Genomic DNA, 24,241 nt, shown 5'->3' on the forward strand with positions numbered 1-24,241 from the left:
CTTCAGCGACGCTCGTTGCGCCGGGCGTAGGCGGCGGCGCTGCGGCTGGACAGCGCGAGGAGGACCAGGATGTCGAGCGCGAGCGACACGAGCGAAGTGTTCAGCGTGATCTCCTGGCCCTGCGCCCACCAGCTGCCGAAGGACGAGGATATCGACACGACGGCGAACGACATCACGACGATGCGCGCCCAGTCGGCCCCGCGGAGGATGAGGATCGCGAGCGCCGACTCGACGAGCAGCACGAGGCCGGACAGCGCCGCGAACACGACGAACGAGCTGCGCACGGCATCGGGCGAGAGCGAGAGGTCGCCGACCCTGACCGCGACGTCGCCCGCGTACCCGCTCCAGTGCGCCCCGACGTCCGCGATCCACGCGACCCCCGCAGCGACCCGCAGCAGCACGAGGGCCGCCCCGACGACGATCGTGACGGGCCGCCTCATCGCGGGGTCGTACCCCGTCGGCTTCAGGAGCCGCTCGACGGGCTCGAACGCGGCACGCTTGCCGGGGGCGTGTTCCGTCACGAGGTCACCCCCCGCACGTCGACGATGGGCAGATCGCCGTCGGTGCGGATGCTGTCGCCTCCGCCGTTTCGCGCGTGGTAGCCGGAGGAGAAGTCGCGGATGACGTCGACCGCGACGCGGGGATCGGCATCCGTCACGGTCTTCACGATGTGGTCGCGCTCGACGTCGGTGTCGGCGTCGATGCGATGCGTGATCTGGAGCGTGAACAGCGACAGGCCCACCGCCGTGTCGAACGTGCCCGCCGCGACCCAGTCGACACGGCGCCCGCCCGGGAGCAGCCAGCCGTCGGGGCACCTCCAGAACCGCACATGGTGGCGCTGGGCGGGGTTGCCGGCGACCTCCTGCTGGTACGCGAAGTCCTGCTGGCGTCCGAAGAGGAACAGCGGGCTCACGGGGGCCTCGTCGTAGCTGCGGCGGGTGAGCGTCGCCGTGACGATGCGCCAGGACGAGCGCGGGGTCACGGGATCGGCGCGCGTCCATCGCGCTTCCCGCATGACGGCGTGGAGCTGCTCCTCCACTCCCATGAACGCGAGGTTGACGGGGTCGCCGAGCAGTCCGTCGCTCGTGCGAGCGCGGCCGATGAAGTACTCAGGCACGTAGATCGTCGTGAGGATGCGGTGCAGCCGCGGCAGCACGAGATACGCGAGCAGCGCCCAGAACAGGATCCCGCCGGCGATGCCCCACCATCCGAGCGACAGCGTCTCCGTGAAGCTCAGATAGGCGAGCCAGATCGCCGCGAGCCCCGCGAAGATGAAGAAGAACCAGTCGATCGCGATTCTTGCCGACCAACGTCGCCTGTGCGTCTCGGGGGCGGACACGCGTCATTCCCAGAGGGGAATGGGCGGGACGTACGAGAGGGCGGATGCCGCGGCATCAGGAGCGACGTCCGCGATCGTCGCGGGCCGCCACCTCGGGGCACGGTCCTTGTCGACGACCTGCGCGCGGATGCCCTCGACGAGATCGGGCTGGCTCGTCGCGAACCACAGGACGAGCCCGTACTCCTGCGCGAGCGCGGCGCGCAGGCCGGGCAGCGCGCGCGCACGGCGGACGGCGGCGAGCGTCACGGCGAGGCTCGTCGGCGAGAGCTCGCCGAGCACGTGGGCGGTGGCGGATGCCTCGGCCTCCGGCCGCGCGCGCAGCCGGTCGACGATCCCGGCGACGGTGTCGGCGGAGAAGGCGTCGTCGATCCACGCTCGGGCCGCCGCGAGCCCCGACGGGGCGGGGGTCTCGTCGAACAGCAGGACGAGCTCGGTCGGGCTCGAGGGATCGGCACGCGTCGCGAACGCGTCGCGCAGGGCGTCGAGGCTCTCGGACGGCACGAGATGGTCGGCGAGGCCGGCATACACCGCGTCCGCGGCATCCATCGTGGCCCCCGTCAGCGCGAGGTACTCGCCGAGCCGACCGGGCGCATGCGCGAGCAGCCACGTGCCGCCCACGTCGGGGGTGAACCCGATGCGGGTCTCGGGCATCGCGAGCTTCGAGCGCTCCGTCACGATGCGGATCGCGGCATGCCCCGCAAGGCCGATGCCTCCGCCCATCGTGATGCCGTCGGCGAGTGCGACGACGGGCTTGGGATACTCCGCGATGCGTGCGTCGAGGGCGTACTCGGCGCGGAAGAACCCGCCCGTCGCCTCGGAGTCGCCCGCGACGATCTGGTCGTAGAGGTCTCGGACGTCTCCGCCGGCGCACATTCCGCGCTCGCCCGCGCCGTCGAGCACGACGATCTCGACGTCCGAGTCGTGCTCCCACGCGTCCAGCGCCCCCGACAGATCGCGGATCATGTCGAGGTCGAGCGCGTTGATCGCGCGCGGCCGGTTGAGCGTCAGCCGGCCGAGGCCGCCGTCGGTGCGAACGAGGATGCGGGGCTCGGACGGATCGACCTGTTCGCTCACACGGGCAACGTTACTCGGGCCGGTCCCCGGCCGGATCGGCCGCCGCTCTCGAGGCGACTGCGACGGCGAGCGCGCGGCATCCCGGCGCGAGCCGCGACTTTCCGCAAAGATAGGGACGATAGCTCACGACGATGAGAGGGTTCGGCATGCCCCAAGGACAGGTGCTGGAGTTCTCCGGTGTCACGAAGCGCTTCGGCGCCGTCACCGCCGTCGACGAATTCACGGCGAGAGTCGAACCGGGTCTCGTGACGGGCTTCCTCGGCCCCAACGGCGCGGGGAAGACGACGACGCTGCGGATCCTCCTCGGGCTCGTGAAGGCCACGAGCGGCACCGCGACGATCGGCGGACTGTCGTATGCGCATCTGCGCAACCCGCTGCAGACGGTCGGCTCGGTGCTCGAGGCCTCGAGCTTCCACCCTGGCCGATCGGGTGCCGCCCATCTTCGCGTGTACGCGCAGGCCGCAGGGCTTCCCGACTCGCGCGTCGACGAGACGCTCGGCATGGTGGGCCTCGCCGACGTGGGGGGACGCAAGGTCGGCGGCTACTCGCTCGGCATGCGGCAGCGACTCGGGCTCGCATACGCGCTGCTGGGCGATCCGGGCGTGCTGGTCCTCGACGAGCCGGCGAACGGCCTCGATCCCGAGGGCATCAAGTGGATGCGCGGGCTCCTGCGCGAGCTCGCACGGCAGGGCCGCACGGTCCTCGTCTCGTCGCACCTCCTCGCGGAGGTCCAGCAGACCGTCGACTCGCTGCTCATCATCTCGCAGGGCAGGCTCGTCTTCCAGGGCCGCCTCGACGAGCTGACCGACCCCACGGAGTACGCGACGGTCGTGGACGCGTCCGATCGCGCCGCGCTCTCCGACGCGCTGCACGACGCCGGCGTCGAGTTCGAGCTGCTCCGCTCGGGCCTGGTCGTCCGCGGCGTCGACACGGGTCTCATCGGCCAGGCCGCGGCCGCGGGAGGCGTCGCCCTCACGCTGCTGCAGCGCCGAGGACCGGCGCTCGAGGAGGTCTTCCTCGACCTCGTCAGCGGCGTGCGCACACACGCGAGCGCGTCCGTCGACGGCGCGGAGGATGCCGTCGCGGGCGCGGAGGACGCCGCAGACGCGGAGGATGCCGTCGCCGGCGCGGAGGATGCCGCCGCGGGCGCGGAGGATGCCGCAGACGCGGAGGATGCCGTCGACGGCGCGGAGGATGCCGCCGCCGCCGCGGACGCGACCGTCGCCGAGGCGGAGCATGCGCCCCTCGCCGAGGCGGAGCTCGCGGTGCAGGCCGTTGCCGAGCCTGCCGAGGCGGACGCCGCCGACTCGGCGGCGGGCTTCGTCGTCGCGAGCACGGGCATCATCGACATCATCCCCTCCGGCGCGGAGGAGGCCGAACCCGCTGCGGCGGTCGAGGCGGACCTCGAGCCCGACGTCGAGCCCGGCGTCGAGCCCGGCGTCGAGCCCTCCAGCGTCGCCTCGGCGGCGGTCGAGACGCCGATCGGCGAGGACGGCTCGGACGTGTCGGAAGGCGACGAGATCGAGGCCATCGATGCCGCACTCGAACAGCCGATCGACGACGCTCCACCCGCCGACGCCCCCGCGCTCGGCGACGACGGCGCGACCGACGGGCCCCCCGAGAGCGACAGGCCCTGGGAGAACTACGTCAGGACGGATGCCGATCTCGAGGCCGACCGCTTCTTCGCGGCATTCGACGCCGACGGGGTCGCCATCACCGCGCCGCCCTCCGGCGACGCGGGCTCCGCCCCCGGCGCCGTCGCGCCCGCGACCGCCGAGGACGCGGCATCCGCCCCTGCATCCCCGGAAGCCGAAGAGGGCGACTCGGTCGAGACGGCCTTCGACCTTCCGCCCGACGAGCCGGAGGACACGGCCTCCGACCTTCCGCCCGACGAGCCCGGGGACACGGCCTCCGACCTTCCGCCCTACGAGCCGGAGCAGCCGGACCGAGAAGCCGACGACCATGAGGAAGGCGGCCTGCGATGAGCCTCGTCACCGCGACCCGCTCGGAGACCACGAAGCAGTTCACGACGGCGATCTGGTGGATCCTCGTGATCGTCCTGTTCGCGTACGTGGCCTTCACGTCGGCGGCCATCGGCTGGGTGTTCTCGGCCTCCGCGACGGGCGCTCTGCCGGGCGACGGGCCGCGCCTGCCCTCGGACGGCATCGCCCCCACGCTGTACAGCACGGCGACGGCGATCGGATACGTCTTCCCCCTCCTCATCGGCACTCTCATGGTGACGACGGAGTTCCGGCACAAGACCCTGACGCCGACGTTCCTCGCGACGCCCCGCCGCGCGACGGTGCTGTGGGCGAAGCTCCTCGTAGGCGTGCTGCTCGGCATCCTGTACGGGATCATCGGTGTCGTCGCGGCCGTCGCGCCGGCCGCGGGATTCCTCGCGGGCTTCGGGCTCGACACCGACTTCACCTCCTCCGACACCTGGGCGATGTTCGGACGCATGCTCATCGCGTACGTCCTGTGGGTGATCGTCGGCATCGGCGTCGGGGTCCTCGTGCGCAACCAGGTCGGCGCGATCGTCGGCGTCCTGGTGTTCACGCAGTTCCTCGAGCCCGTCGCGCGGCTCGCGGGCTCCCTCGTGAAGGAGATCGGGGACATCACCCGCCTCCTTCCGGGCGCCGCGAGCGACGCGCTGGTCGGGGCGAGCATCTTCTCGGGCATGGGGTCGGCACAGGGCGGCGTGCCCGCCGAGACTCCGCTCGAGTGGTGGGCCGGCGGACTCGTCCTGCTCGGCTACGCCCTCGTCGTGCTCGTGATCGGCTACTTCACGAGCTGGCGACGCGACGTCAGCTGACGGCCGCGACGTCGGCTGACGGCATCCGCTCCCGAACGGAACCCCGACGGCCGATCAGGTCGCCGGCGCGACCTTCGGCTTGCGTCGCTTCGGGGGCACGGGCGGCGTCGGGATCGCCCCGGTCGCCAGCTCGGCGACATCGGCGGGCTTCTCGTCGACGTCGAGCTGAAGCGCCTGCACGAGCGCGAGCCCGTGGCGCGTCGTCAGGATGACCCGCTGGAACTGCCCGTGGTCTTCGAGGTCGATCACGACGCCGGGCCTGCGGCGGCGGATCACGGCGAAGTCGTCGGCGCCCGCCGACTTCCACGTGCCCATCGCGATGAGCCCCCGCACGTGCGTGCCGGGGTTCGCGACTCCGCGCAGCCACGTCCACGGGTCGTCGGTCAGCTGCACCTTCGCGATGGACGTGCGATCGATCTCGACATTCCCCTTGTGGAATGAGAGGACCCGCTCGGTGCCCGACAGCACGACCTCGAGTCGCGTCGAGTCCAGCAGCAGCGTCACCATGCGACCAGTCTGCCAGTGCGCGCGTCGCGTCACGGGGTCGATTTCATTGCAGACGGACAACGATCGCCGCGCCGCCCGTCCGGCGGCAGTGCAAGACTGGAACGGTGACCCTGCTCGACCCTGCGCCGCGCCTCGGCGTCGCAGACGCGCTCGACCGGGCGGCGACGGGCGAGGCGCTCGACGCGGCCCAGGCCGAAGCGCTGCTCTCGGCGACGGGCGAGGATCTCGAGCGCCTGCTGCGTCTCGCGGGCGCGACGAGGGATGCCGGGCTCGCGGCATCCGGTCGCCCCGGGGTCATGACGTATTCGCGCAAGGTCTTCATCCCCCTCACGACGCTGTGCCGCGACCGCTGCCACTACTGCATCTTCGTCGACACGCCTTCGCAGCTGCGCAAGCTCCACAAGCCCGCATACATGACCCCTGAGCAGGTGCTCGCGGTCGCGCGACAGGGCCAGGCGCTCGGCTGCAAGGAGGCCCTGCTGACGCTCGGCGACCGGCCCGAGGAGCGATGGCCCGAGGCCCGCGCGTGGCTCGACGAGCACGGCTACGCCTCGACGCTCGACTACGTCAGTGCGATGGCACGGCTCATCACCGCCGAGACGGGCCTGCTCGCGCACCTCAACCCCGGAGTCATGTCGTCCGACGAGCTCGTGGCGCTGCGCCCGACGGCCCCATCGATGGGGATGATGCTCGAGACGACGTCGCGGCGGCTGTACGAAGAGCCCGGGCAGGTGCACTTCGGCTCGCCCGACAAGGATCCCGATGTGCGGCTCCGGGTGATCGAGGACGCCGGTGCCGCGCGCATCCCGTTCACGACGGGGATCCTCGTCGGCATCGGCGAGACGCTGCGCGACCGCGCCGAGTCGCTCGTCGCGCTGCGCGACGTGCACGCCCGCCACGGGCACGTGCAGGAGGTCATCGTGCAGAACTTCCGCGCGAAGCCGCGGACTGCGATGCGCGGCGCCGCGGACGCCTCGATCATCGAATACGTCGCCTCGGTCGCGGTCGCACGACTCGTCCTGGGGCCGCACATGCGGGTGCAGGTGCCGCCCAACCTGTCGGACGCCGCCGAGTTCGGCCTGCTCGTCCGCGCGGGCGCCGACGACTGGGGCGGCGTCTCCCCCCTCACGGCCGACCACGTCAACCCCGAGCGGCCGTGGCCGCAGATCGACGAGCTCGCCGCGCGGACGGCCGCGCTCGGCTTCGCGCTGCGGGAGCGGCTGACCGCGCATCCCGAGTTCGTGCGGGATGCCGCGACCTGGATCGATCCCGTGCTGCACTCCGCCGTCGAAGCGCTCGCGGATGCCGGGACGGGCCTGGCCGCAGCGTCCCCCGCCGCAGCATCCTCCGCTCCCACAGCATCCTCCGCTCCCGCATCCCCCGCCGCCCCAGCGCCGAACCCACCCTCCCCCGCCGCCCCGGCGCCGAACCCACCCTCCCCCGCCGCATCCATGCTCGGGCGACGCGAATCCGAGGTGGACTCGACGAATGGGCATGGACTCGGCGGGCACGCAGCGGGGGCCGGCGGCCACCCAGCCGGTGCCGGCGGCCACCCAGCGGATGCCGGGACGGGCCTGGCCGCAGCATCCTCCGCTCCCGCATCCCCCGCCGCCCCAGCGCCGAACCCACCCTCCCCCGCCGAATCCATGCTCGGGCGACGCGAATCCGAGGTGGACTCGACGAATGGGCATGGACTCGGCGGCCACGCAGCGGGGCTCGGCGCCCACCCAGCCGGTGCCGGCGGGCACGCAGCGGGGGCCGGGAGGCACGCAGCGGGGGCCGGCGGGCACGCAACGGATGCCGGGACGGGCCTGGCCGCAGCATCCTCCGCTCCCGCATCCCCCGCCGCCCCAGCGCCGAACCCACCCTCCCCCGCCGCCCCGGCGCCGAACCCACCCTCCCCCGCCGAATCCATGCTCGGGCGACGCGAATCCGAGGTGGACTCGACGAATGGGCATGGACTCGGCGGGCACGCAGCGGGGGCCGGCGGGCACGCAGCGGGGGCCGGCGGGCGCGGGACGGGCGCGGGCCGCGGCGCAGGCCGCGGCACGGGACGCGGCGCAGGCGGCGGCACGGGACGCGGCGCGGGCGGCGGCGCAGGCCGAGGAGACGGCCGCGTGCGCGGACTCGCGCAGGCCGCGGCATCCGATCCCCTCTCGCTCGACGACGCCGAGTGGCTGGAGCTCCTCGAGGCGACGGGAGACGACCTCGACGCGGTCGCCGCGACGGCCGACGACGTGCGCCGCTACACCGTCGGCGAGGCCGTGACGCTCGTCGTCAACCGCAACCTCACGTCGTCCGGCTTCCGCGCGCGGCCGGGCGCTCCCGACGAGTTCGATCTCGACGACGCGGCCGCGATCGCGACGGATGCCGCGGCGCTGGGTGCGACGGAGATCTGCGTGCAGGGGCTCGTCCCCCGAGGCGAGGACCCCTCCGCCTACCTCGCGATCGCGCGCGCCATCAAGGCCGCGACCCCGCACCTGCACCTGCACGCCTACCGCCCGCAGGACGTCTGGGACCTCGCCGACCGCACGGGCCTCGGCCTCGCCGGCGCCCTCGCGGCGCTGCGCGAGGCGGGCGTCGACACCGTGCCGGGCACCGGGGTCAAGGTGCTGACCGAACGCGTGCGCGGCATCGTCGCGCCGGGCGACCTCGAGATCGACCGCTGGACCGAGGGGATCACGGCGGCGCATCTCGCGGGCCTGCGCTCCACCTCCGTGCTGTTCTACGGACACGTCGAGACGCCGGCGGAGCGCATCGCGCATCTGCGCCGGCTGCGGGCGATCCAGGATCAGACCCACGGCTTCACGGAGTTCGTGCCGATCCCGCTGCCCGGAGCCTCCGGTGGCGTCCCGGTCGTCGCGGGCCGAGCGCCCCTCGACGAGCACCGCGCGATGGTCGCCGTGTCGCGCCTGCTGCTGAGCGGCAGCATCCCGCACATCCAGATCCCGTGGACCCGCGTCGGACGTGACGGGGCCTCCGTGCTCCTCCAGGCGGGCGGCGACGATCTCGGCGGCGCACTCCTCGACGGGCACGTCAAGCCCGAGGCGGGCGTCGAGCACCGCCTCGAGCTTCCCGTGGCGGATGCCGCCGCCATGGCAGCGCGTCTGTTCCGGCCGTTCCGCCTGCGCACGACGGACTACCGCACGGCTTCGACGGCGGCGACTCGATGACGCGCGTCGAGGTCGCGATCGTCGGCGCGGGGTTCGCCGGCATCGGCATGGCGCTCGCGCTGCGGCGGGCGGGACGCGAGTCGTTCGTCGTGATCGAGCGCGGATCATCCGTCGGCGGCACGTGGCGCGACAACACGTACCCCGGGGTCGCGTGCGACGTTCCCAGCCACCTCTACGGCTTCGCGTCGCACCCGAACCCCGACTGGTCGGGTCTCTACGCCCGCGGCGACGAGATCCGCGCGTACCTCGAACGGGTCGCGGCCGACGAAGGCATCGCCCCTCGGCTGCACACGGCCATGACGAGCGCCCACTGGACGGGCGAGGCCTGGCACATCGACACGACGACCGGCGCGATCGAGGCCGAGGCGCTCGTCCTCGCGTGCGGACGCCTGACCGAGCCGGCCGTGCCCGACATCCCTGGGCTCGAAGGATTCGCGGGCCCCCTCTTCCACTCCGCCCGCTGGGACCACTCCGTCGAGCTCGCAGGCGCCCGGATCGCCGTCGTCGGCACGGGAGCATCGGCCGTGCAGCTCGTCCCCGAGCTCGTGCGGCGCGGCGCGCACGTCACGCTCTTCCAGCGCACGCCCGCGTGGATCGTCCCCCGCGACGCGCACGCGTACACGGCCGAGCAGCGGACGGCCTTCGCCGACGACCCCGCTGCGCTGCGCGCCCTGCGTGCCGACCTCTACCGCGAGGGCGAGGCGCGCTTCGCGTCGCGCTCGGGAGATCCGGATGCCGCGGCCGCGGCTCGGGTCGTCGCGGAGGAGCACCTCGCAGCCCAGGTCGGCGATCCCGCGCTGCGCGCTGCGCTGACCCCCGACTACGCGTTCGGCTGCAAGCGCGTCCTGCTGTCCGACGACTTCTACCCCGCCGTCGCCTCCGACGACGTGACCCTGGAGCCGAGCGCTCTCGCAGGCGTCGAAGGGTCGACGCTCGTCGCCGCGGGCGGAGCACGCCATGACGCCGACGTCCTCGTGCTCGCGACGGGCTTCGCCTCGACCCGGCAGCCCTATGCCGAGCTCGTGCGCGGCGAGCACGGCACGACGCTCGCCGCGCACTGGGCGGATGGCATGACCTCGTTCGGATCGACCGTCGTGGCGGGCTTCCCCAACCTGTTCGTGCTCGACGGGCCGAACGCGGCCCTGGGCCACAACTCGTCCGTGCTCATGATCGAGGAGCAGGCCGCGTATGTCGTGCGCACCCTCGACGGCAGAGCCCCCGGCGAGGCGCTGCGCGTCCGGCCGGAGGCCGAGGAAGGGTACACGCGCGAGATCGCGGCGGCGGCGGCATCCACCCCCTGGATGACGGGCGGATGCCGCAACTGGTACGTCGACGAGCGCTCGGGCCGGCTCACGCTGCTGTGGCCGGGTACGGTCGCCGCGTTCCGCGAGCGGCTCGCGCGCGCAGACGGCACCGAGTTCGCCGGGAGGACGACCGGCGGACGACCGGCGGCCGCCCCGCAGCGACCCGCACCCCGACCGCCCGTCGAACCGCGGCCTGCACGGGTTCCCGCGCAGGCATAGGAGGAGGAACCCGATGACAGACGTGCATCCGCTGCGGCCGAAGCTGCGGCTCGGCTACAAGGCGTCCGCCGAGCAGTTCGGACCTCGAGAGCTGCTCGACTACGCCATCCTGGCGGAGGAGGTCGGCTTCGACTCGGTGTTCGTGTCCGACCACCTGCAGCCATGGCTGCACGAAGGCGGGCATGCCCCGGCATCCGTTCCCTGGCTCGGAGCGCTCGGCGCGCGCACGTCGCGGGTGCTCATCGGCACCTCGGTGCTGACGCCGACGTTCCGCTACAACCCCACGGTCGTCGCGCAGGACTTCGCGACCCTCGGCGTGCTCTACCCGGGGCGTGTGGTCCTGGGCGTGGGGACGGGCGAGGCGCTCAACGAAGCCAACCTCGGCGTCGCGTGGCCCGACCCGCCCGAGCGGTTCGCGCGGCTCAAGGAGGCGATCGGTCTCATCCGGCTCCTGTGGTCAGACGACCGCGTGACGTTCGAGGGGGACTACTACACGGCCCGCAACATCACGATCTACGACAAGCTGCCCGATCCCGTGCCGATCTACATCGGCGCCGCCGGCCCCGCCGCGACGCGGCTCGCGGGGCGCATCGCCGACGGGTTCATCACGACGAGCGGCAAGAAGCGCGAGCTGTACACCGACACGCTCATGCCCGCCCTGCACGAGGGACTCGAGAAGGCGCATCGCTCTGCCGACGAGATCGACACGCTCATCGAGATCAAGGTGTCGCTCGCGGAGTCGGTCGAGCAGGCTCGTGAGAACACCCGGTTCTGGGCGCCGCTCGCGCTGAGCCCCGACGAGAAGATGGGCGTCGACGACCCCATCGAGATGCAGCGACTCGGCGAGCGGCTGCCGATCGAGCGGGCCGCGTCGCGCTTCATCGTGTCGGACGACCCCGACGAGCACGTCGAGCGCATCGCATGGTACGTGGGCCTCGGCTTCCGCCACCTCGTCTTCCACGACCCGCGGCCCGACCAGGAGACGTTCCTGCGGATGTACGGCTCCGAAGTGCTGCCGCGGCTGCGGGAGCGGTTCGGGGCGTGATGGGCGGCAGCGCCAGGCTGTCGCGCGCTCGGACGCGACGCGGTCTGCGGGGTTCCGCTCGTGCCACCGGCTCGACGTCTCGAGGACTCGCGTGACGGCACCGACCGAGTCCCCGACCCCCGAAAGACGCGAGACTCGCGTGACGGCACAGACCGAGTCCCCCACCCCCGAAAGACGCGAGACTCGCGTGACGGCACAGACCGAGTCCACGACCCCCGAAAGACGCGAGAATCGCGTGACGGCACAGACCGACTCCCCGTTCCCCGAGAGCGGCGGCGGCTGGGTGGTCGTCGTCCCGGTGAAGCCCGCGGCGCACGGCAAGAGCCGGCTCGACGTGCCCGGCGCCGACCGCATCGCGCTCGCCCGGGCGATCGCGCTCGACACGATCGCGGCCGCTGCGGCGTGCGAGCTCGTCGAGCGGGTCGTCGTCGTGACCGACGACGGGTCGATCCCCCTCAACGCGACCGACACCCCGCGTCTCCGGTTCGTGCCCGAGGGCGATGCGGGAGGTCTCGACGCGGCGATCGCCGTCGGCATGGCCGCCTCGACCGAGCGGATGCCGCGCGCGGCGCTGCTGGGCGATCTGCCGGCTCTCCGGCCCTCCCATCTGGCGGAGGCGCTGCGGGCAGCGGCATCCCTCCCGCGTGCCGTGGTGGCGGACGCGGAAGGCACGGGGTCGACGCTCGTGACGGCCTCGCGCGGGGTCTCGTGGGAGTCGGCGTTCGGCGACGGCTCGTTCGCGCGACACGTCGCCCTCGGGTGCGTCGCGCTCGCGATTCCGGATGCCTCGACCCTCCGCCGCGATGTCGACACGGTGGAGCAGCTGCGGGCCGCGGTCGCGCTCGGCGCGGGTCCTCGGACGACTGCCGTCCTCGGAGGCGCCGCCCGGACACGGTGAGCTCACGCGACGCGGAGGAGTCCCTCGACGATGTCCACGAGCTTCTCGGGCGCGAGGCGTCCGTCCAGCTCGAGCGTGGCACCCCGCCGCAGCAGCGGTTCCACGGCTTCCACGTAGCCCGCGATCTCCGCACGCTCCTCCGGCCGCTTGCCGTATGGGTTCGCCTGACGAGCGGTCACACGTTCGATCAGGACGTCGAGCGGTGCCGTGAGAACCACGATGTGGTCGAAGCGACCGTAGAAGCGGGCCTGATTCTCGACGGTCCCTGACACGACGATGTCAGGCGCCGCGTCGAGGAGGGCGGCGACGCGTGACTCGTCCCATAGCCCGTCGGGGAGCGTCCAGGCGCCGTAGTCGGTGTCGACGGTGAGATGGCCGCGCGCCGCGAGCCCGCGGAGCAGGGTCGTCTTTCCGGTGCCGGACATTCCGGTCACGAGCACGCGAGTCACGACCCGATGCTAGCCAACGAGCACCGAGGTCGTCGCCGGGTGCCACTTCTACGGTCGCCGACGGTTCACGGCAGCACCGCGGTGCCTGTCTCGGCGTCGGGCAGGAACCGCAGGGTCGGCGCCGCGGTGTCGGTGTACACGCGCCCGAGTGGGCTCGTCCAGGCGAGCAGACCGCCGCCGCGCTGCTCGACCTGCCACGCCGTCCGGTGCTTCAGGACGTGATGCCGGCGGCACAGATGCGCGAGGTTGCCGTGCGCGGTCGGCCCGCCATGCTGGTGATCGATCGTATGGTCGATGTCGCACCGCCACACCGGCATGCGGCATCCGGGGAAGCGGCAGTGCTCGTCGCGGGCGCGAAGGTGTCTTCGCTGCGCCTCGGTCGGAAAGCGGCGGTCGACCGCGAGCACGTCGCCCGAGACCGGATCGGTGAGCACGCGATCCCACAGCGGCGCCGCGCCGGCGAGGCGCCGAGCGGACTCGGGGTCGATCGGGCAGCGACCCGCGAGGGTCGCACCCGTCTTGTCGGCGCCGACGAGAGTCTGCACGGGCACCGTGATCTGCACGATCGCGTGGATCGCGTCGATGCCCTCGCCCCCGTCGCGTTCGATGCCCGCTGTCGTCGCGTGACCCGTCAGCAGGATGTCGCACAGGATGTCTGCGCGGACCTGGTCGAGCGTGCGGTCGTCGTGGGGCGCCGAGCCCGCCTCCCCGCACGAGGAGGCAGCGGCGCCGAAGTCGTTCGCGGCATGCCTCACGCCTCGCGCCGTCTGCGTCAGCCGGTCGTGGATGCCGTGAGCCAGCACCGCCGGAAGCACGGCATGAAGCTCGGCCATGCCGTCGACGAGATCGCATACCGTGACACGTCGATCGGCGCGGGCGTCGGCGTGGCGCTCCACGATGGTGGTCGGCATGAGCTCTTCCGCGATGGACTTCGCCATGGCCCGCAGCCGCCCCGTCGTGAGGCCCGCGACCCGATCCAGCACGAGTCGCTCGTACGAAGCCCCGGCGTCGTCGGCGAGACGGCTCCCCTCTTCGAGGATCACCTGTGCGTGCGTGCGGGAGAACCGGCCTGCGCCCAGCGCGGCGAGCGTCGCGGGGAAGCGATCGCGCAGCGCGGCGGAGTCATCCATCTGCCGCTGGACGGTGCGATCGGAGAGCCCGACGGCGCACGCCAGCTCCGCCGCGAGATCGCGGATCTCGAGGTCGGCATCCGAGCCCGACGACGCGTGCGACAGCGCGAGGTCGAGGGCCTGGGCGAGGATGCCGGTCTGCGCCGCCTGCCACGCCGCGATCTGCGCGGCCGTGCGCTCCCATTCGTACACGAGCTCGTGGCGGCGCCGGCGGCCGGCCGTCCAGTGCTCGAGCGCGGGAGACTCGTCGAAGGCGACGAGGCCGGGATCGGCATCCGCCGCGCATCCCTCGTCGGCGAGCCATGACTCGGCGAGGGCCATCCGCTCGGCCCACAGCAGCTCTTCGATCTCTTCGTCGAGGCACAGCGACTCGTCTCGGGCGAGGAGTCGGGCCGTCGATGTCATGTCTCGAGCATGCCATCGACCTCCGACATTCTAGCGATTCCCACCACGCAGCGGGAGACCCGCACCAGTACATCTCTTCGAGCCGGAAGTGTGCGGATCGCCGTGACCCGGTGGCCGTGGACGGACGCGCCGAACGGCTCGTCGCGGCTCCCCGCGATCACCTCAGCCGAGAGGTCCGCCGAGAAGCCGCCTCGTCGGTCGGCGAGAAGCCGCCTCGTCGGTCGGCGAGAAGCCGCGGGTGTCGATCGCGGCCGAGCCGGAGCGGCACCCGCGAGGACCTGCAGTCGCCTCACGCAACGAGCAGATACACCGCCCCCACGATCGTGAAGCCGATCACGAGCCGCTCGAACAGATGCTGCGGCAGCCGCCCCGCGAGCCATCGCCCGGCGAGTGCGCCGGCGACGACGAGCGGCACCAGCACGGCGTCGATCAGCAGGCCGGGAACCGTGATCAGGCCGAGCCCGAGAGAGAACGGCACCTTCGACACGTTGACGAGCGCGAAGAACCAGGCCACCGTGCCGAGGAACTCCTTCACGGGGAACCGCGCCGCCAGGAAGTACATCGACATGACGGGTCCTGCGGCGTTCGCGACCATCGTCGTGAACCCGCCGAGCGTGCCGTACGTCGCCGCCGCGAGGCGGTGCGGCTCGGCATCCGTCACGAGCCCCTGCAGCCGGCGGCGCAGCAGTGTGACGGCGATGACCCCGAGCAGGATGATCCCGATCACCCGCTTGACCCACTCGTCCTGCGCGAACGCCAGGAACCACACACCCAGGAGCACGCCTGCGACCACGGCGGGGGCGAGCCTCACGAGGGCGCGCCAGTTCGCGCTGCGCCGGTACATCGTGACGGCGAAGAGGTCGGCGACGATGAGCAGCAGCAGGATCGTGCCCGTCGACCGCCTCGCGGGGAGCACGGCGGCGAAGATCGCGACCGCGATCGTCCCCGCGCCCGGGACGGCGGTCTTCGAGAGCCCGACGACGATCGAGGCGATGCCGAGCAGCACCCACGCGAACCACGCGAGATCGGGCACGTCACAGGCCCGCTGCGCCCAGCGCCGCGTCGACGATGGATGCCGAGGCCTCGGCATCCGTCATCCACAGCGGCGCCACGACGGCGTCGATCCCGAGCGCCGAGACGGCCGGAGCCAGGGCCGCGTCCTCCTCCGCGACGAGCCACGCGTCGAGCAGGCCACGAGAGCCGCGAGACCCGTAGTGCGCCGCGACGGCCGCGGCGGAGGTCTCCACCCCGATCGCGGCGAGGCACACGTCGGCCATGCCGCGCACGACGCGTCCGCCGATGATGGGCGACACCCCGACGACGCGCGCCGACGTCGCCTGCAGAGCCGGACCGATCCCCGGGACGGCGAGGATCGGCCCGATCGACACGACGGGGTTGGAGGGGGCGACGAGCACGACGTCCGCGTCGGCGATGGCCTCGACGACGCCCGGCGCCGGTGCCGCGGACGAGATGCCGGGATTCTCGAACCGCGCAGGAGCGAGGGCGGCCCTGTGCCGCGTCCACCACTCCTGGAAGTGCAGGTCGGACCCGTCCTCGAGGACGACGCGCGTGTCGACCTCGGCGTCGGTCATGGGCAGCAGCCGCGCTCCGAGCGGCCAGCGCTGCGACATCCGCTCGATCACCTGCGTCGGCGTCAGCCCCTCGCGCAGCCACCCCGTGCGGGCCAGGTGCGTGCCGAGGTCGAGGTCGCCGAGGGTGAACCACGGCCAGCCCGCGCCCCATGCCTGCAGCTCCTGGTTGACGCGCTCCGTGTCGCCCGCGCGACCCCAGCCGCGCACCGTGTCGCTCGCGCCGGCCAGCGCGTACACGATCGAGTCGACGTCGGGCTGCAGCCGCACGCCCGACAGCCACAGGTCGTCGCCCGTGTTGACGACGACGGTCGCCTCGGGCGCGCCGCGCCGGGCGAGCGCCGAGCGCACTCCGAGGGTGAACTTCGATCCGCCGACGCCGCCCGCCAGCACGACGGCGCGGGGCGAGGAGCCCGCGCCCACCTACGGCTGGATGCGCCGGAGCGCGTCGGTCGACGGGGCGAACTCGTCGATCGCGTGCGGCAGCGCGAACCGTCCGACCGCGTCGATCAGGGCATCCACCGTCTGCGTCTCGGCGACGACGTCGACCGGCAGGCCCGCGCGCTTCGCGTCCTTCGCCGTGCGCGGCCCGATCGCCGCGACGACGGTCGTGCGGGGGATCTCGGGGAACTGCTCGCGCACCTGCTCGGCGACCGATCCGCTCGTGACGAGGATCGCGTTGATGCGGCCCGAGCGCACGTCGGTCGCGATGCGGTCGGTCACGGGGACGCCGACCGTGCGGTACGCGACGACGCTGCGGACGCGGTGCCCCGCCTCCATCAGCATGCGCGTCAGCACGGGCTTCGCGATCTCGCTGCGGAGGGTCAGGACGTCCCGGGGCTCGGGCTCGAGCGCGATGAGCTGCTCGGCCATGCCCGCCGCAGAGTTGTCGCGATCGGGGACGAGGTCGACGCGATACCCCACCGCGAGCAGCGCCGCGGCGGTCGTCTCGCCCACCGCCGCGATCTTGGTCTTGGCCGGGATGACGGCGCGATACGCGTACAGCACGTCGACGGTCGTCGCACTCGTGACCGTGAGCCAGTCGAACACGCCGGCGGCGAGGTCTGCGAGCGCCTCATCGAGCGTCGCCTGATCGTTCGTGGGGGCGAAGTTGATGAGGGGTGCGATGACCGGCGTCGCGCCCTGGCGGCGCAGAGTCGCCGCGACGCCGTCTCCCCATGGGCCGCCGCGCGGCACGAGGACGCGCCAGCCGGTGAGGGGTTTGGCGGACGCCTGCGGGGACGATGCATTCATGCAGGTGGGCTCCCGTGGTACTCCGTCGGCCACCCTCGGGGAGAGCAGCCGACGTACGGTTCGAGCCCGAAGGATGCCGGGCTCACGCGTGTCGGCAGCATCCGCTCCATTGCACTGCCGGTTCCGAGCATACCCCCGCAGGACGTCGATGCATCCGGGCTGTGGTAGGGCGTCAGCGCGTGTAGGCCCGCACGAGCGCCCAGACGAGGGCGCCGACGCCCGCGGCGACGGCCACGACTGCCGCTGTCGCGGCGGCCGGGTTCGCGCGCGTGAACGAGCGAGCCTGTGCGACCCGCTGCTCCGTCGCCTTCGCGACGCGCCGGGGGACGTTCGCCTTCTCCTCGATCGCGGCGAGCGCCGCCTTCAGCTCGGCGCGCGCCTGCTCGACGGGATCGGCGATGCCGAGCGGGACGGCCGTGCGCGGCACGGGGAGGCTAGAGCTCATCGCGGATCTCCTTCACGTCGGTCGCGATCGACTGAGCCGGATTCTCGGACTTCGTGATGCTGCGGAACCTGAGGACGCCGAGAAGTGCCAGGAGGGCCGTCGCGAGCAGCATCAGCACGAGCACGACGAGCGACGCGACCCACGCGGGCCACCAGGACGAGAGCCCGATGATCGCGAAGGCGAGGAGGGCCGCGACCGTCCAGAACAGGAAGAAAAGCGCTGCGACGATCCAGCCGGCGCCGATCCCTGCGTCCTTCGACGTGCGGCGCAGCCACGCCTTGCCCGCGTCGACCTCGGCGACGACGAGGTTGCGCACGAGCTCCGGCACCTCGCCGACGAGCGTGAAGAGGCTGTCGTCTGCGCGGTCCTTGAAGCCACGGGGCGTCGTCACGTCACGCTCCGTCGGCGTCGCGGGCAGCCTTCGCGATGTCGTCGAGGGCGTCTTCTGCGGCATCCTTCGCGGCTTTCGCGGACGTCTCGGCGGCCTTGGCGACCTCGTCCGCGGAGTCCTTAGCGGTCTGGAGCGCCGCATCGAGCTTCTGCCCCGCGCTCCCCTTCGACGACGCAGATTTGACGACCTTGACGGCGCTGTCCCACAGGGTGCTGGGCAGAGCCATCGCGGTCGACTTCGCGAGCTCCTTCGCCTTGCCGACCTGCTTCTGGACGGGCGGCGTGTTCCAGACCTTGAGCCACTGGGACTTGATCTGCTCGTAGCGCTCTCGCCCCGCACGACTACCCAGGACATAGCCGGCGGCCAGTCCTACGACGAGTCCTACCTTGCCCCTCATGGGGTCTCCTCACGCTCGATGAGCCGGTGGTCTGCTCCCCAGGGTAGCCCCGTATTCCGATTCCGGCATCCGCTTGACAAACGGCGCTGGAGCGGGTTCCGGATGCCGCGGCCCGCGTCATCCGCGCGGACCCCGCCCCTCCCACAGCAGTGTGCGCCGCACTTCGTCGGCCTCGACGAAGGCGTCCTGCACGACGCGGGCGAGCCCCGAGCCGGCCAGCCACGCGCCGGTCGCGGCGAGCCCGCCGACGGCGCGCAGCGCACCGCGCACGCCGAGGGTCATGTCGGCACGGCCGAGCGCGGAGGCGGGCGGGGAGGTCTCGAACGCCTCCCTCGCGGCAGCCGTGACGGTCAGCTGCAGGCCCAGGAGCGCCTCGGCCTCCGATCGCGCGAGGCGCACGGCGTCGGCGTCGTCGAGGCCCGCGGTCGCGGGCGGCTGCATGCGCGAGCCGAACGCGACCCGCAGCACATGCGTGCCGTCGGGAAAGCGCGCCGCGAGCGCGGGCCAGCGCGCCGTGGACTGCACGACCGAGACGGCGCGGTGCGAGCCGGGAACCGTGTACACGGCGTCTCCGCGCGGATGCCCGTCGAGCGCGGGGGCGTCGACGACGAGCGTCACGACCTCGACGGGCCAGGATGCCGCGTCCCGCGCGCCGAGCGCGGGAACGTGCGGCGCGAGCAGTCGGCGCGCCTCGCGCTCCGGCGTCGCGACGACGACGGCGTCGGCGGGAGCGAGCCGCGCAGGCTCGGTCTCGGCATCCCATCTCCCGTCGTCGCGTCGCACCAGCGCCGCGACCCGCGTGTGCATGTGCAGCTGCGCGTCGAGCTCGACGAGGCGATCGCGGAGCGCGTCGACGAGGCGCGTCATCCCGCCGCCGATCGTCTCGGCCTCCGGCGACGACGGCTCGTCCCCGCGCAGCTGCGCGACGGCGCCGCCGAGCGACCCGGTCCGGGTCAGTGCGGTCGACAGGCCGGGCGCCGCCAGGTCGACGTCGATGTCGTCGGGGTGGACGCCGTGCGTGGCGACGATGCCCGGCGCGACGAGGCGGTCGAGCACCTTGTCGCCCATGCGCGTGCGCACGAGCCTGCCGAGGCTGCGCTCCGTGCCGATCGTGAGGGGCGGCCGCAGACGGTCCAGGTACGCGCGCCACGTGCCGCTCCAGCCGATGACGCGTCGCACGCTCTCGTCCCACGCGTTCTCGGGGACTCCGAGCACGCTCTGGCGCGGAAGGGGCGCGGCGGAGCGCGGCCCTCCCACGACCCACGGCCGCGACGGGGCGGCGGGCACGACGTCCAGCCCGAGTTCTTCGACGAACGCCCGGACGGTGCCCTCGTGCGTCCAGAATCCCTCGACGGCGGCGTCGAGCACGACGCCGCCCACCTCCGCCGATCGCACGGCGCCGCCGAGTGCGGCCGCCTCTTCGACGAGCGTCACGCGCAGACCCACCTTGGCGCACTCCAGCGCCGCGACGAGCCCTGCGACACCGCCCCCGACGACGATCACGTGGTGCGAGCGCGCCGCTTCGGCGAGGTCGGCGGTGGCGGCATCCGTCATGCGACCCAGTCTCCCACCGGGCGCCTGAGCGGCCGCCGATGCACCCGGCTGCGAGCGCCCGCGCCGGGCGACCATCCGCGGATGACCGAAGCGACTTCGGCCGTGAGGTGGTGCGGCGCGAGGCGCGCGGCTATGGCGCTCACCACCAGGCATACGAAGAGACCAAGAGCCGGAAGCAACACGACTCGCAAAGCGTGCTGTCGAGGATTCATGACGGGACGGTCGAATGAGGCTGCGTATTCCCGTGCGCAGCCAAAGGCCTCCTCAGCACTTCGCCCAGAAGCAGCCAGTAGCTCCCGGACGCTGGGCTTCCGGTGCGAAACTGGATGCATGGCTCTGCACATCACGGGCGATCCCGCCGCAGACGCGCTCCTGACCGACGACCCGCTGGCTCTCCTGATCGGGATGCTGCTCGACCAGCAGGTGCCGATGGAGACGGCGTTCGCGGGTCCGCTCAAGCTGCGGGAGCGGCTCGGCGCGTTCGACGCCGCCGCGCTCGCGGCCTACGACCCGCAGGCGCTCGCCGAGGTGTTCGCGCAGACGCCCGCCGTGCACCGCTTCCCCGGCTCGATGGCCGCGCGCGTGCAGGCGCTGTGCGCAGCCCTCGTGCAGGACTGGGACGGGGATGCCGCAGCCGTGTGGACGCGAGACGACCCCGACGGCGCGACCGTCCTGAGACGGCTCAAGGCGCTGCCCGGGTTCGGCGAGCAGAAGGCGAGGATCTTCCTCGCACTGCTCGGCAAGCAGCGCGGCTTCGCGGGAGCCGGCTGGCGCGAGGCGTCCGCCCCCTACGGCGAGGAGGGCTCGTTCCGGTCGGTCGCCGACATCGTCTCGCCCGAGAGCCTCGCGAAGGTGCGCGAGCACAAGAAGGCGATGAAGGCGATGGCGAAGGGCTGAGCACGAGGAGCGCGATGGAGCCCACGCAGCGTGTCCCGGCGGTCGACCGATCCGTGCTCGAGGCGATCCTCGAGGCGTCGTTCGACCGCGTCGCCTCGAACGCGATCGGCGAGGGGATGCAGATCACGGTGACCGACTGACACCGTCCGCGGAGGGTGTCGGTCCTACTGTTGTGTGCGTGCGACTGAGGTTCTTCGGGGGGCTCGCGATCGACGGCCCCGACGGCGGCTCGTTCGTCGTGCGCGGGCGCGGACAGGAGGCGCTCCTGCTGCGGCTCGCGATCGACACGGGCACGACGGTCGCGTATCGCGCCCTCACGGAGGACGTCTGGCCCGACGATCCGCCCGCGAACCCGCGCGCGTCGCTCCAGTCGCTCGCCTCGCGGCTGCGCCGCGCACTGCCGGACGCGGCCCTCGAAGCGATGCCGGGCGGCTACCGGCTCGCGATCTCGCGAGACGACGTCGACGTCGCGCGGTTCCAGGACCTCGTCGCGTCGGCGCGTCGCTCCACCGACCCCGATGACGCTGCAGCCGCGGCGCGCGCCGCCCTCGACCTGTGGACGGGAGCGCCCTGGACCCCCGGCGACGGGTTCGACTGGCTCGTCCGCGACCTCCTGGAAGACCGCGCGCACGCGGAGCGGATCCTGAAGGATGCCGCCGCCCGCGGCGTCGCGGTCGGCGCCGCCGCAGGACCCGGCGCGCCGGCATCCGAGATCCCCGGCCGTGCGCCGACGGATGCCGATGCACCCGTCTCCGTCGTTCCCGCCGCGCTGACGGCGCTCGTGGGCCGCGGACGCGAGCTCGACCTCATCGCTGCGCAGGTCGAGGCGGAGCGGCTCGTGACCCTCATCGGACCGGGTGGCGCGGGCAAGACGACCCTCGCCCTCGAGACGGCTCGCCGCCGCCCGGGCGCCGTCGTCGTCGAGCTGGCGCCTGCGTCGTCGGGGGAGGTGTGGACCGCCATCGCGGGAGCGGTGGCACGGAGCGTCCGCATCACCGACACGACGATCACGGCGCCGGGTGCGCGCGAGCGCGCGATCGAGGTGCTGGCCGGCCGACGGCTCCTGCTCGTGCTCGACAACTGCGAGCACGTCTCCCGCGAAGCGGCCGATGTGGCGCTGCAGCTCCTGGGCGCCGTGCCCGACGCCCGCATCCTCGCGACCAGTCGCGAGCCCCTCGGGATCCCCGGCGAAGCCTTCGTCGACCTCGGGCCGCTGCCCGACGCCGACGCGGTCGAGCTGTTCACGCGCCGCGTGCGAGCCGCGCGCGGCGCGGCGCCCCGGGAGGAGGAGTCCGACGCGGTCGCCCGCATCGTGCGACGTCTCGACGGGCTGCCGCTGGCGCTCGAGCTGGCGGCGGCCAAGACGCGCACGCTCTCGATCGAGGAGATCGACGCGGGACTGGACGACCGGTTCGCACTGCTCGCGGCGGGCCCGAGGGCGGCCGACCCCAGGCACCAGACGCTGCGCGCGCTCATCGACTGGAGCTGGGAGACGCTGACTGACACCGAGCGCACGGCCCTCCTTGCCGCCGCGGTCTTCCCCGACGGGGTGGACGCCGCGGACGTCCCGACGATCGGACGCACATTCGGGGTCGATGCCGCTGCCTTCGACCAGCTCGTCGACCGCTCGCTGCTGCGCCGCGCCGAGGGCCGCTTCCGCATGCTCGAGACGGTCCGCGAGTACGGCGTCGACCGCCTGCGTGCGACCGGCGACGAGGGCGAGTTCCGCTCACGGGAGGCCCAGGCCATGGCGGCGCTCTCCGGGCCGCGCGACGAGGCCCTCCACGGCGAGGGCGTCCGCACGGCGCTCGCATGGTTCGACGCCAACGACGAGAACGTCTCGGCCGCACTGCGCACGGCGGCCGAGCTGCCCGCCCTTCGCGAGACGGGAGTCCGGCTGGTGCGCGCCTCGCTGTGGCGCTGGATGATGCGAGAGCGCTTCGACGACCTCAGCCGCGCGCTCGAGTCGTTCGCCCACTCGGGACTGGACACCGAGCCCGCCGTCGTGGTCGACGCCGTCGCGCTCATCGCGACCCTGTTCACGGCGGTGGACCCGTACTCCGTCGTGGATCCCACCGGCGCAGGGGCGGGCTCCGAACCGCTCCCCCACAGCGGCGCATCCCGCGACGACGGGATGCCGGACCCCGTCGCGGCCGCACGGGCGCTCGCCGACCGTGCACGTCCGATCGTCGCGACGGCGCACGCGCACGGTACGCCGCTGTCGGTCGCCCTCAGCGGACTCCTCGACGGGGCCGTCCGCGCAGCCGATGCGTACGACACGGGAGCGGCCTGGCCGGCCCTGCTCGAGATCGTCGTGCCGACTGGCGACGTGCCGCCGTGGAGCACGGCATTCCTGTCGATGATGCGCGCGGCCCTCGCGCAGAACAGCGGCGACGTCGAGACGCTGGGCCGCGAGAGCGAGCGGTCGCTCGCGCTGTTCCGCGAGCTGGGCGACATGTGGGGCATCGCCTTCGCGAGCCAGATGCGCTCGGAGTGGCTCCTGCTGCAGGGCCGCCTCGAGGAGGCGCTCGATGTCGCCGACGCGTCGACGGAAGGCCTCGACGGACTCACGGCGCCCTCCGACATCATCCAGCAGCGGATGACGTCGATCTCGGCCCTGACCCGCCTCGGGCGCTTCGACGAGGCTCGCGCACGCCTCGCCGAGATCGAGGAGACGGCACTCGCCGACGGCTCGGACCGCGTGCGTATGATCACGGTGCTGGCCGCGTCGACGCTCGCGCTCGCGGAGGGCGACGGCGATGCCGCACTCGCGGCGCTCGAGGGACTCTCGCTCATTCCCGAGGGGGGCCCGCCGCAGATGCGCGCCTGGGCCGCGACGCATCACGCGCAGGCGAACCTGCTGGCCGGTCGCGTGGACGAGGCGCGCGACGCGCTGCGGATCGCGCTTCCGGACGCCGTGCGCAGCGGCGATCAGCCGATCATCTCCGACACGGTGCTGACGGTCGCCGCGTGGCTCGCCGACACGGGACAGGATGCCGCCGCCCGCCGCGCGCTCGCCGCGTCCCTGCGCCTGCGGGGCACCGCCGACGAGACCAATCCCGCGCTCGTGCGCCTGCGGAGGCGTCTGGGCGGCGCGGCCGCCGAGCCCGCCGAGCCTGCCGAGGTCTCCGAGCTGATCGAGCTCCTCGGCTGAGCCGCGCGAACGGGTGCCGTGCGACGGCGGGCACCTGACGGGACGTGAACTGCGACGACGGTCGGCGGGCGGGACCGATCCTCGCGCGACGACGACGACGGTAAGCAGGCGGGACGGATCCTCACACGACGACGACGGTAAGCGGGCGGGACGGATCCTCGCGCGACGACGGGACGGATCTCGCGCCCTGCGCGCTCCCGCACGC

General features: G+C 73.0%; 22 protein-coding genes. 9 read left to right on the forward strand and 13 right to left on the reverse strand.

The window, feature by feature from the left end; translation table 11 throughout:
- Positions 1-2 precede the first annotated feature (2 nt).
- Genes FHS08_RS04895 through FHS08_RS04905 form a run of 3 tightly spaced genes read right to left on the reverse strand, consistent with a single transcriptional unit; the run spans position 3 to position 2,413 of the window.
- Positions 3-521, reverse strand: coding sequence for a hypothetical protein (locus tag FHS08_RS04895; protein WP_167036077.1), 519 nt, complete (start codon positions 519-521; stop codon positions 3-5).
- The gene (locus FHS08_RS04900; RefSeq protein WP_167036087.1) at positions 518-1,339 is read right to left on the reverse strand and encodes an LssY C-terminal domain-containing protein; all 822 of its coding nucleotides are present in this window, start codon (positions 1,337-1,339) and stop codon (positions 518-520) included. Before FHS08_RS04900 ends, FHS08_RS04895 begins: the two co-directional genes overlap by 4 nt.
- Positions 1,340-1,342: 3 nt before the next feature.
- Positions 1,343-2,413, reverse strand: coding sequence for a 3-hydroxyisobutyryl-CoA hydrolase (locus FHS08_RS04905; protein ID WP_167036090.1), 1,071 nt, complete (start codon positions 2,411-2,413; stop codon positions 1,343-1,345).
- A 146-nt stretch (positions 2,414-2,559) separates the two neighbouring features.
- Here FHS08_RS04905 and FHS08_RS04910 point away from each other — a divergent pair, with 146 nt between their 5' ends.
- The gene (locus tag FHS08_RS04910; RefSeq protein ID WP_167036093.1) at positions 2,560-4,398 is read left to right on the forward strand and encodes an ABC transporter ATP-binding protein; all 1,839 of its coding nucleotides are present in this window, start codon (positions 2,560-2,562) and stop codon (positions 4,396-4,398) included.
- Positions 4,395-5,225 (forward strand): ABC transporter permease subunit, encoded by an 831-nt coding sequence (locus FHS08_RS04915; protein WP_167036096.1) that lies wholly within the window; start codon positions 4,395-4,397, stop codon positions 5,223-5,225. Before FHS08_RS04910 ends, FHS08_RS04915 begins: the two co-directional genes overlap by 4 nt.
- Before the next feature lie 54 nt (positions 5,226-5,279).
- On the opposite strand, the gene FHS08_RS04920 is transcribed toward FHS08_RS04915, so the two are convergent.
- Positions 5,280-5,732: a hypothetical protein gene (locus FHS08_RS04920; RefSeq protein ID WP_167036099.1), complete on the reverse strand. Its 453-nt coding sequence runs from the start codon at positions 5,730-5,732 to the stop codon at positions 5,280-5,282.
- A 104-nt stretch (positions 5,733-5,836) separates the two neighbouring features.
- Between FHS08_RS04920 and cofG the strand changes: the two genes are divergently transcribed.
- The 4 genes from cofG (at position 5,837) to cofC (ending at position 12,371) form a co-directional block, all read left to right on the forward strand.
- A complete protein-coding gene (cofG, locus tag FHS08_RS16800) occupies positions 5,837-8,905 on the forward strand; it encodes a 7,8-didemethyl-8-hydroxy-5-deazariboflavin synthase CofG (RefSeq protein ID WP_341800306.1) in 3,069 nt (1,022 codons plus the stop codon).
- Positions 8,902-10,428: a flavin-containing monooxygenase gene (locus FHS08_RS04935; RefSeq protein ID WP_167036102.1), complete on the forward strand. Its 1,527-nt coding sequence runs from the start codon at positions 8,902-8,904 to the stop codon at positions 10,426-10,428. Before cofG ends, FHS08_RS04935 begins: the two co-directional genes overlap by 4 nt.
- A 13-nt stretch (positions 10,429-10,441) precedes the next feature.
- Entirely contained in the window at positions 10,442-11,473 is a 1,032-nt protein-coding gene (gene fgd, locus FHS08_RS04940) for a glucose-6-phosphate dehydrogenase (coenzyme-F420) (RefSeq protein WP_167036105.1), read from the forward strand.
- 235 nt (positions 11,474-11,708) lie between these two features.
- Positions 11,709-12,371: a 2-phospho-L-lactate guanylyltransferase gene (gene cofC / locus FHS08_RS04945; RefSeq protein WP_341800307.1), complete on the forward strand. Its 663-nt coding sequence runs from the start codon at positions 11,709-11,711 to the stop codon at positions 12,369-12,371.
- A gap of 2 nt (positions 12,372-12,373) precedes the next feature.
- Here the strand turns inward: cofC and FHS08_RS04950 are convergent, their stop codons facing one another.
- The 9 genes from FHS08_RS04950 to FHS08_RS04990 all read right to left on the reverse strand — a co-directional run bounded on the left by FHS08_RS04950 (position 12,374) and on the right by FHS08_RS04990 (position 19,985).
- Positions 12,374-12,820: an AAA family ATPase gene (locus FHS08_RS04950; protein WP_167036111.1), complete on the reverse strand. Its 447-nt coding sequence runs from the start codon at positions 12,818-12,820 to the stop codon at positions 12,374-12,376.
- Positions 12,821-12,885: 65 nt separating this feature from the next.
- On the reverse strand, positions 12,886-14,355 hold the full coding sequence (locus FHS08_RS04955; RefSeq protein WP_167036114.1) for an HNH endonuclease signature motif containing protein: 1,470 nt from the start codon (positions 14,353-14,355) through the stop codon (positions 12,886-12,888).
- A gap of 289 nt (positions 14,356-14,644) precedes the next feature.
- Positions 14,645-15,388: a sulfite exporter TauE/SafE family protein gene (locus FHS08_RS04960; RefSeq protein WP_341800308.1), complete on the reverse strand. Its 744-nt coding sequence runs from the start codon at positions 15,386-15,388 to the stop codon at positions 14,645-14,647.
- A gap of 1 nt (position 15,389) precedes the next feature.
- Positions 15,390-16,367 (reverse strand): 2-phospho-L-lactate transferase, encoded by a 978-nt coding sequence (gene cofD / locus FHS08_RS04965; protein ID WP_341800309.1) that lies wholly within the window; start codon positions 16,365-16,367, stop codon positions 15,390-15,392.
- Positions 16,368-17,198 carry a uroporphyrinogen-III synthase gene (locus tag FHS08_RS04970; protein ID WP_167036120.1) on the reverse strand — a complete coding sequence of 277 codons (831 nt, stop codon included), beginning with the start codon at positions 17,196-17,198 and terminating at the stop codon, positions 16,368-16,370.
- A 172-nt stretch (positions 17,199-17,370) separates the two neighbouring features.
- The gene (locus FHS08_RS04975) at positions 17,371-17,643 is read right to left on the reverse strand and encodes a hypothetical protein (protein ID WP_167036123.1); all 273 of its coding nucleotides are present in this window, start codon (positions 17,641-17,643) and stop codon (positions 17,371-17,373) included.
- A complete protein-coding gene (locus FHS08_RS04980) occupies positions 17,633-18,034 on the reverse strand; it encodes a phage holin family protein (RefSeq protein WP_167036126.1) in 402 nt (133 codons plus the stop codon). The genes FHS08_RS04975 and FHS08_RS04980 overlap by 11 nt, the downstream gene beginning before the upstream one ends.
- Before the next feature lies 1 nt (position 18,035).
- Positions 18,036-18,431, reverse strand: a complete 396-nt coding sequence (locus tag FHS08_RS04985; protein ID WP_167036129.1) for a hypothetical protein — start codon at positions 18,429-18,431, stop codon at positions 18,036-18,038.
- 117 nt (positions 18,432-18,548) lie between these two features.
- On the reverse strand, positions 18,549-19,985 hold the full coding sequence (locus FHS08_RS04990; protein WP_167036132.1) for a protoporphyrinogen/coproporphyrinogen oxidase: 1,437 nt from the start codon (positions 19,983-19,985) through the stop codon (positions 18,549-18,551).
- 330 nt (positions 19,986-20,315) lie between these two features.
- On the opposite strand from FHS08_RS04990, the gene FHS08_RS04995 reads away from it, so the two are divergent.
- The 3 genes from FHS08_RS04995 to FHS08_RS05000 are packed head-to-tail and all read left to right on the forward strand — an operon-like array spanning position 20,316 to position 24,036.
- The gene (locus FHS08_RS04995; RefSeq protein WP_167036135.1) at positions 20,316-20,882 is read left to right on the forward strand and encodes an HhH-GPD-type base excision DNA repair protein; all 567 of its coding nucleotides are present in this window, start codon (positions 20,316-20,318) and stop codon (positions 20,880-20,882) included.
- A gap of 14 nt (positions 20,883-20,896) precedes the next feature.
- Positions 20,897-21,022, forward strand: a complete 126-nt coding sequence (locus FHS08_RS17080; protein WP_279587797.1) for a hypothetical protein — start codon at positions 20,897-20,899, stop codon at positions 21,020-21,022.
- A 38-nt stretch (positions 21,023-21,060) separates the two neighbouring features.
- Positions 21,061-24,036 (forward strand): NB-ARC domain-containing protein, encoded by a 2,976-nt coding sequence (locus tag FHS08_RS05000; protein ID WP_167036138.1) that lies wholly within the window; start codon positions 21,061-21,063, stop codon positions 24,034-24,036.
- The last annotated feature ends 205 nt before the right edge of the window (positions 24,037-24,241 follow it).

The sequence above is a fragment of the Microbacterium ulmi genome (assembly GCF_011759705.1).
Taxonomy (GTDB): domain Bacteria; phylum Actinomycetota; class Actinomycetes; order Actinomycetales; family Microbacteriaceae; genus Microbacterium; species Microbacterium ulmi.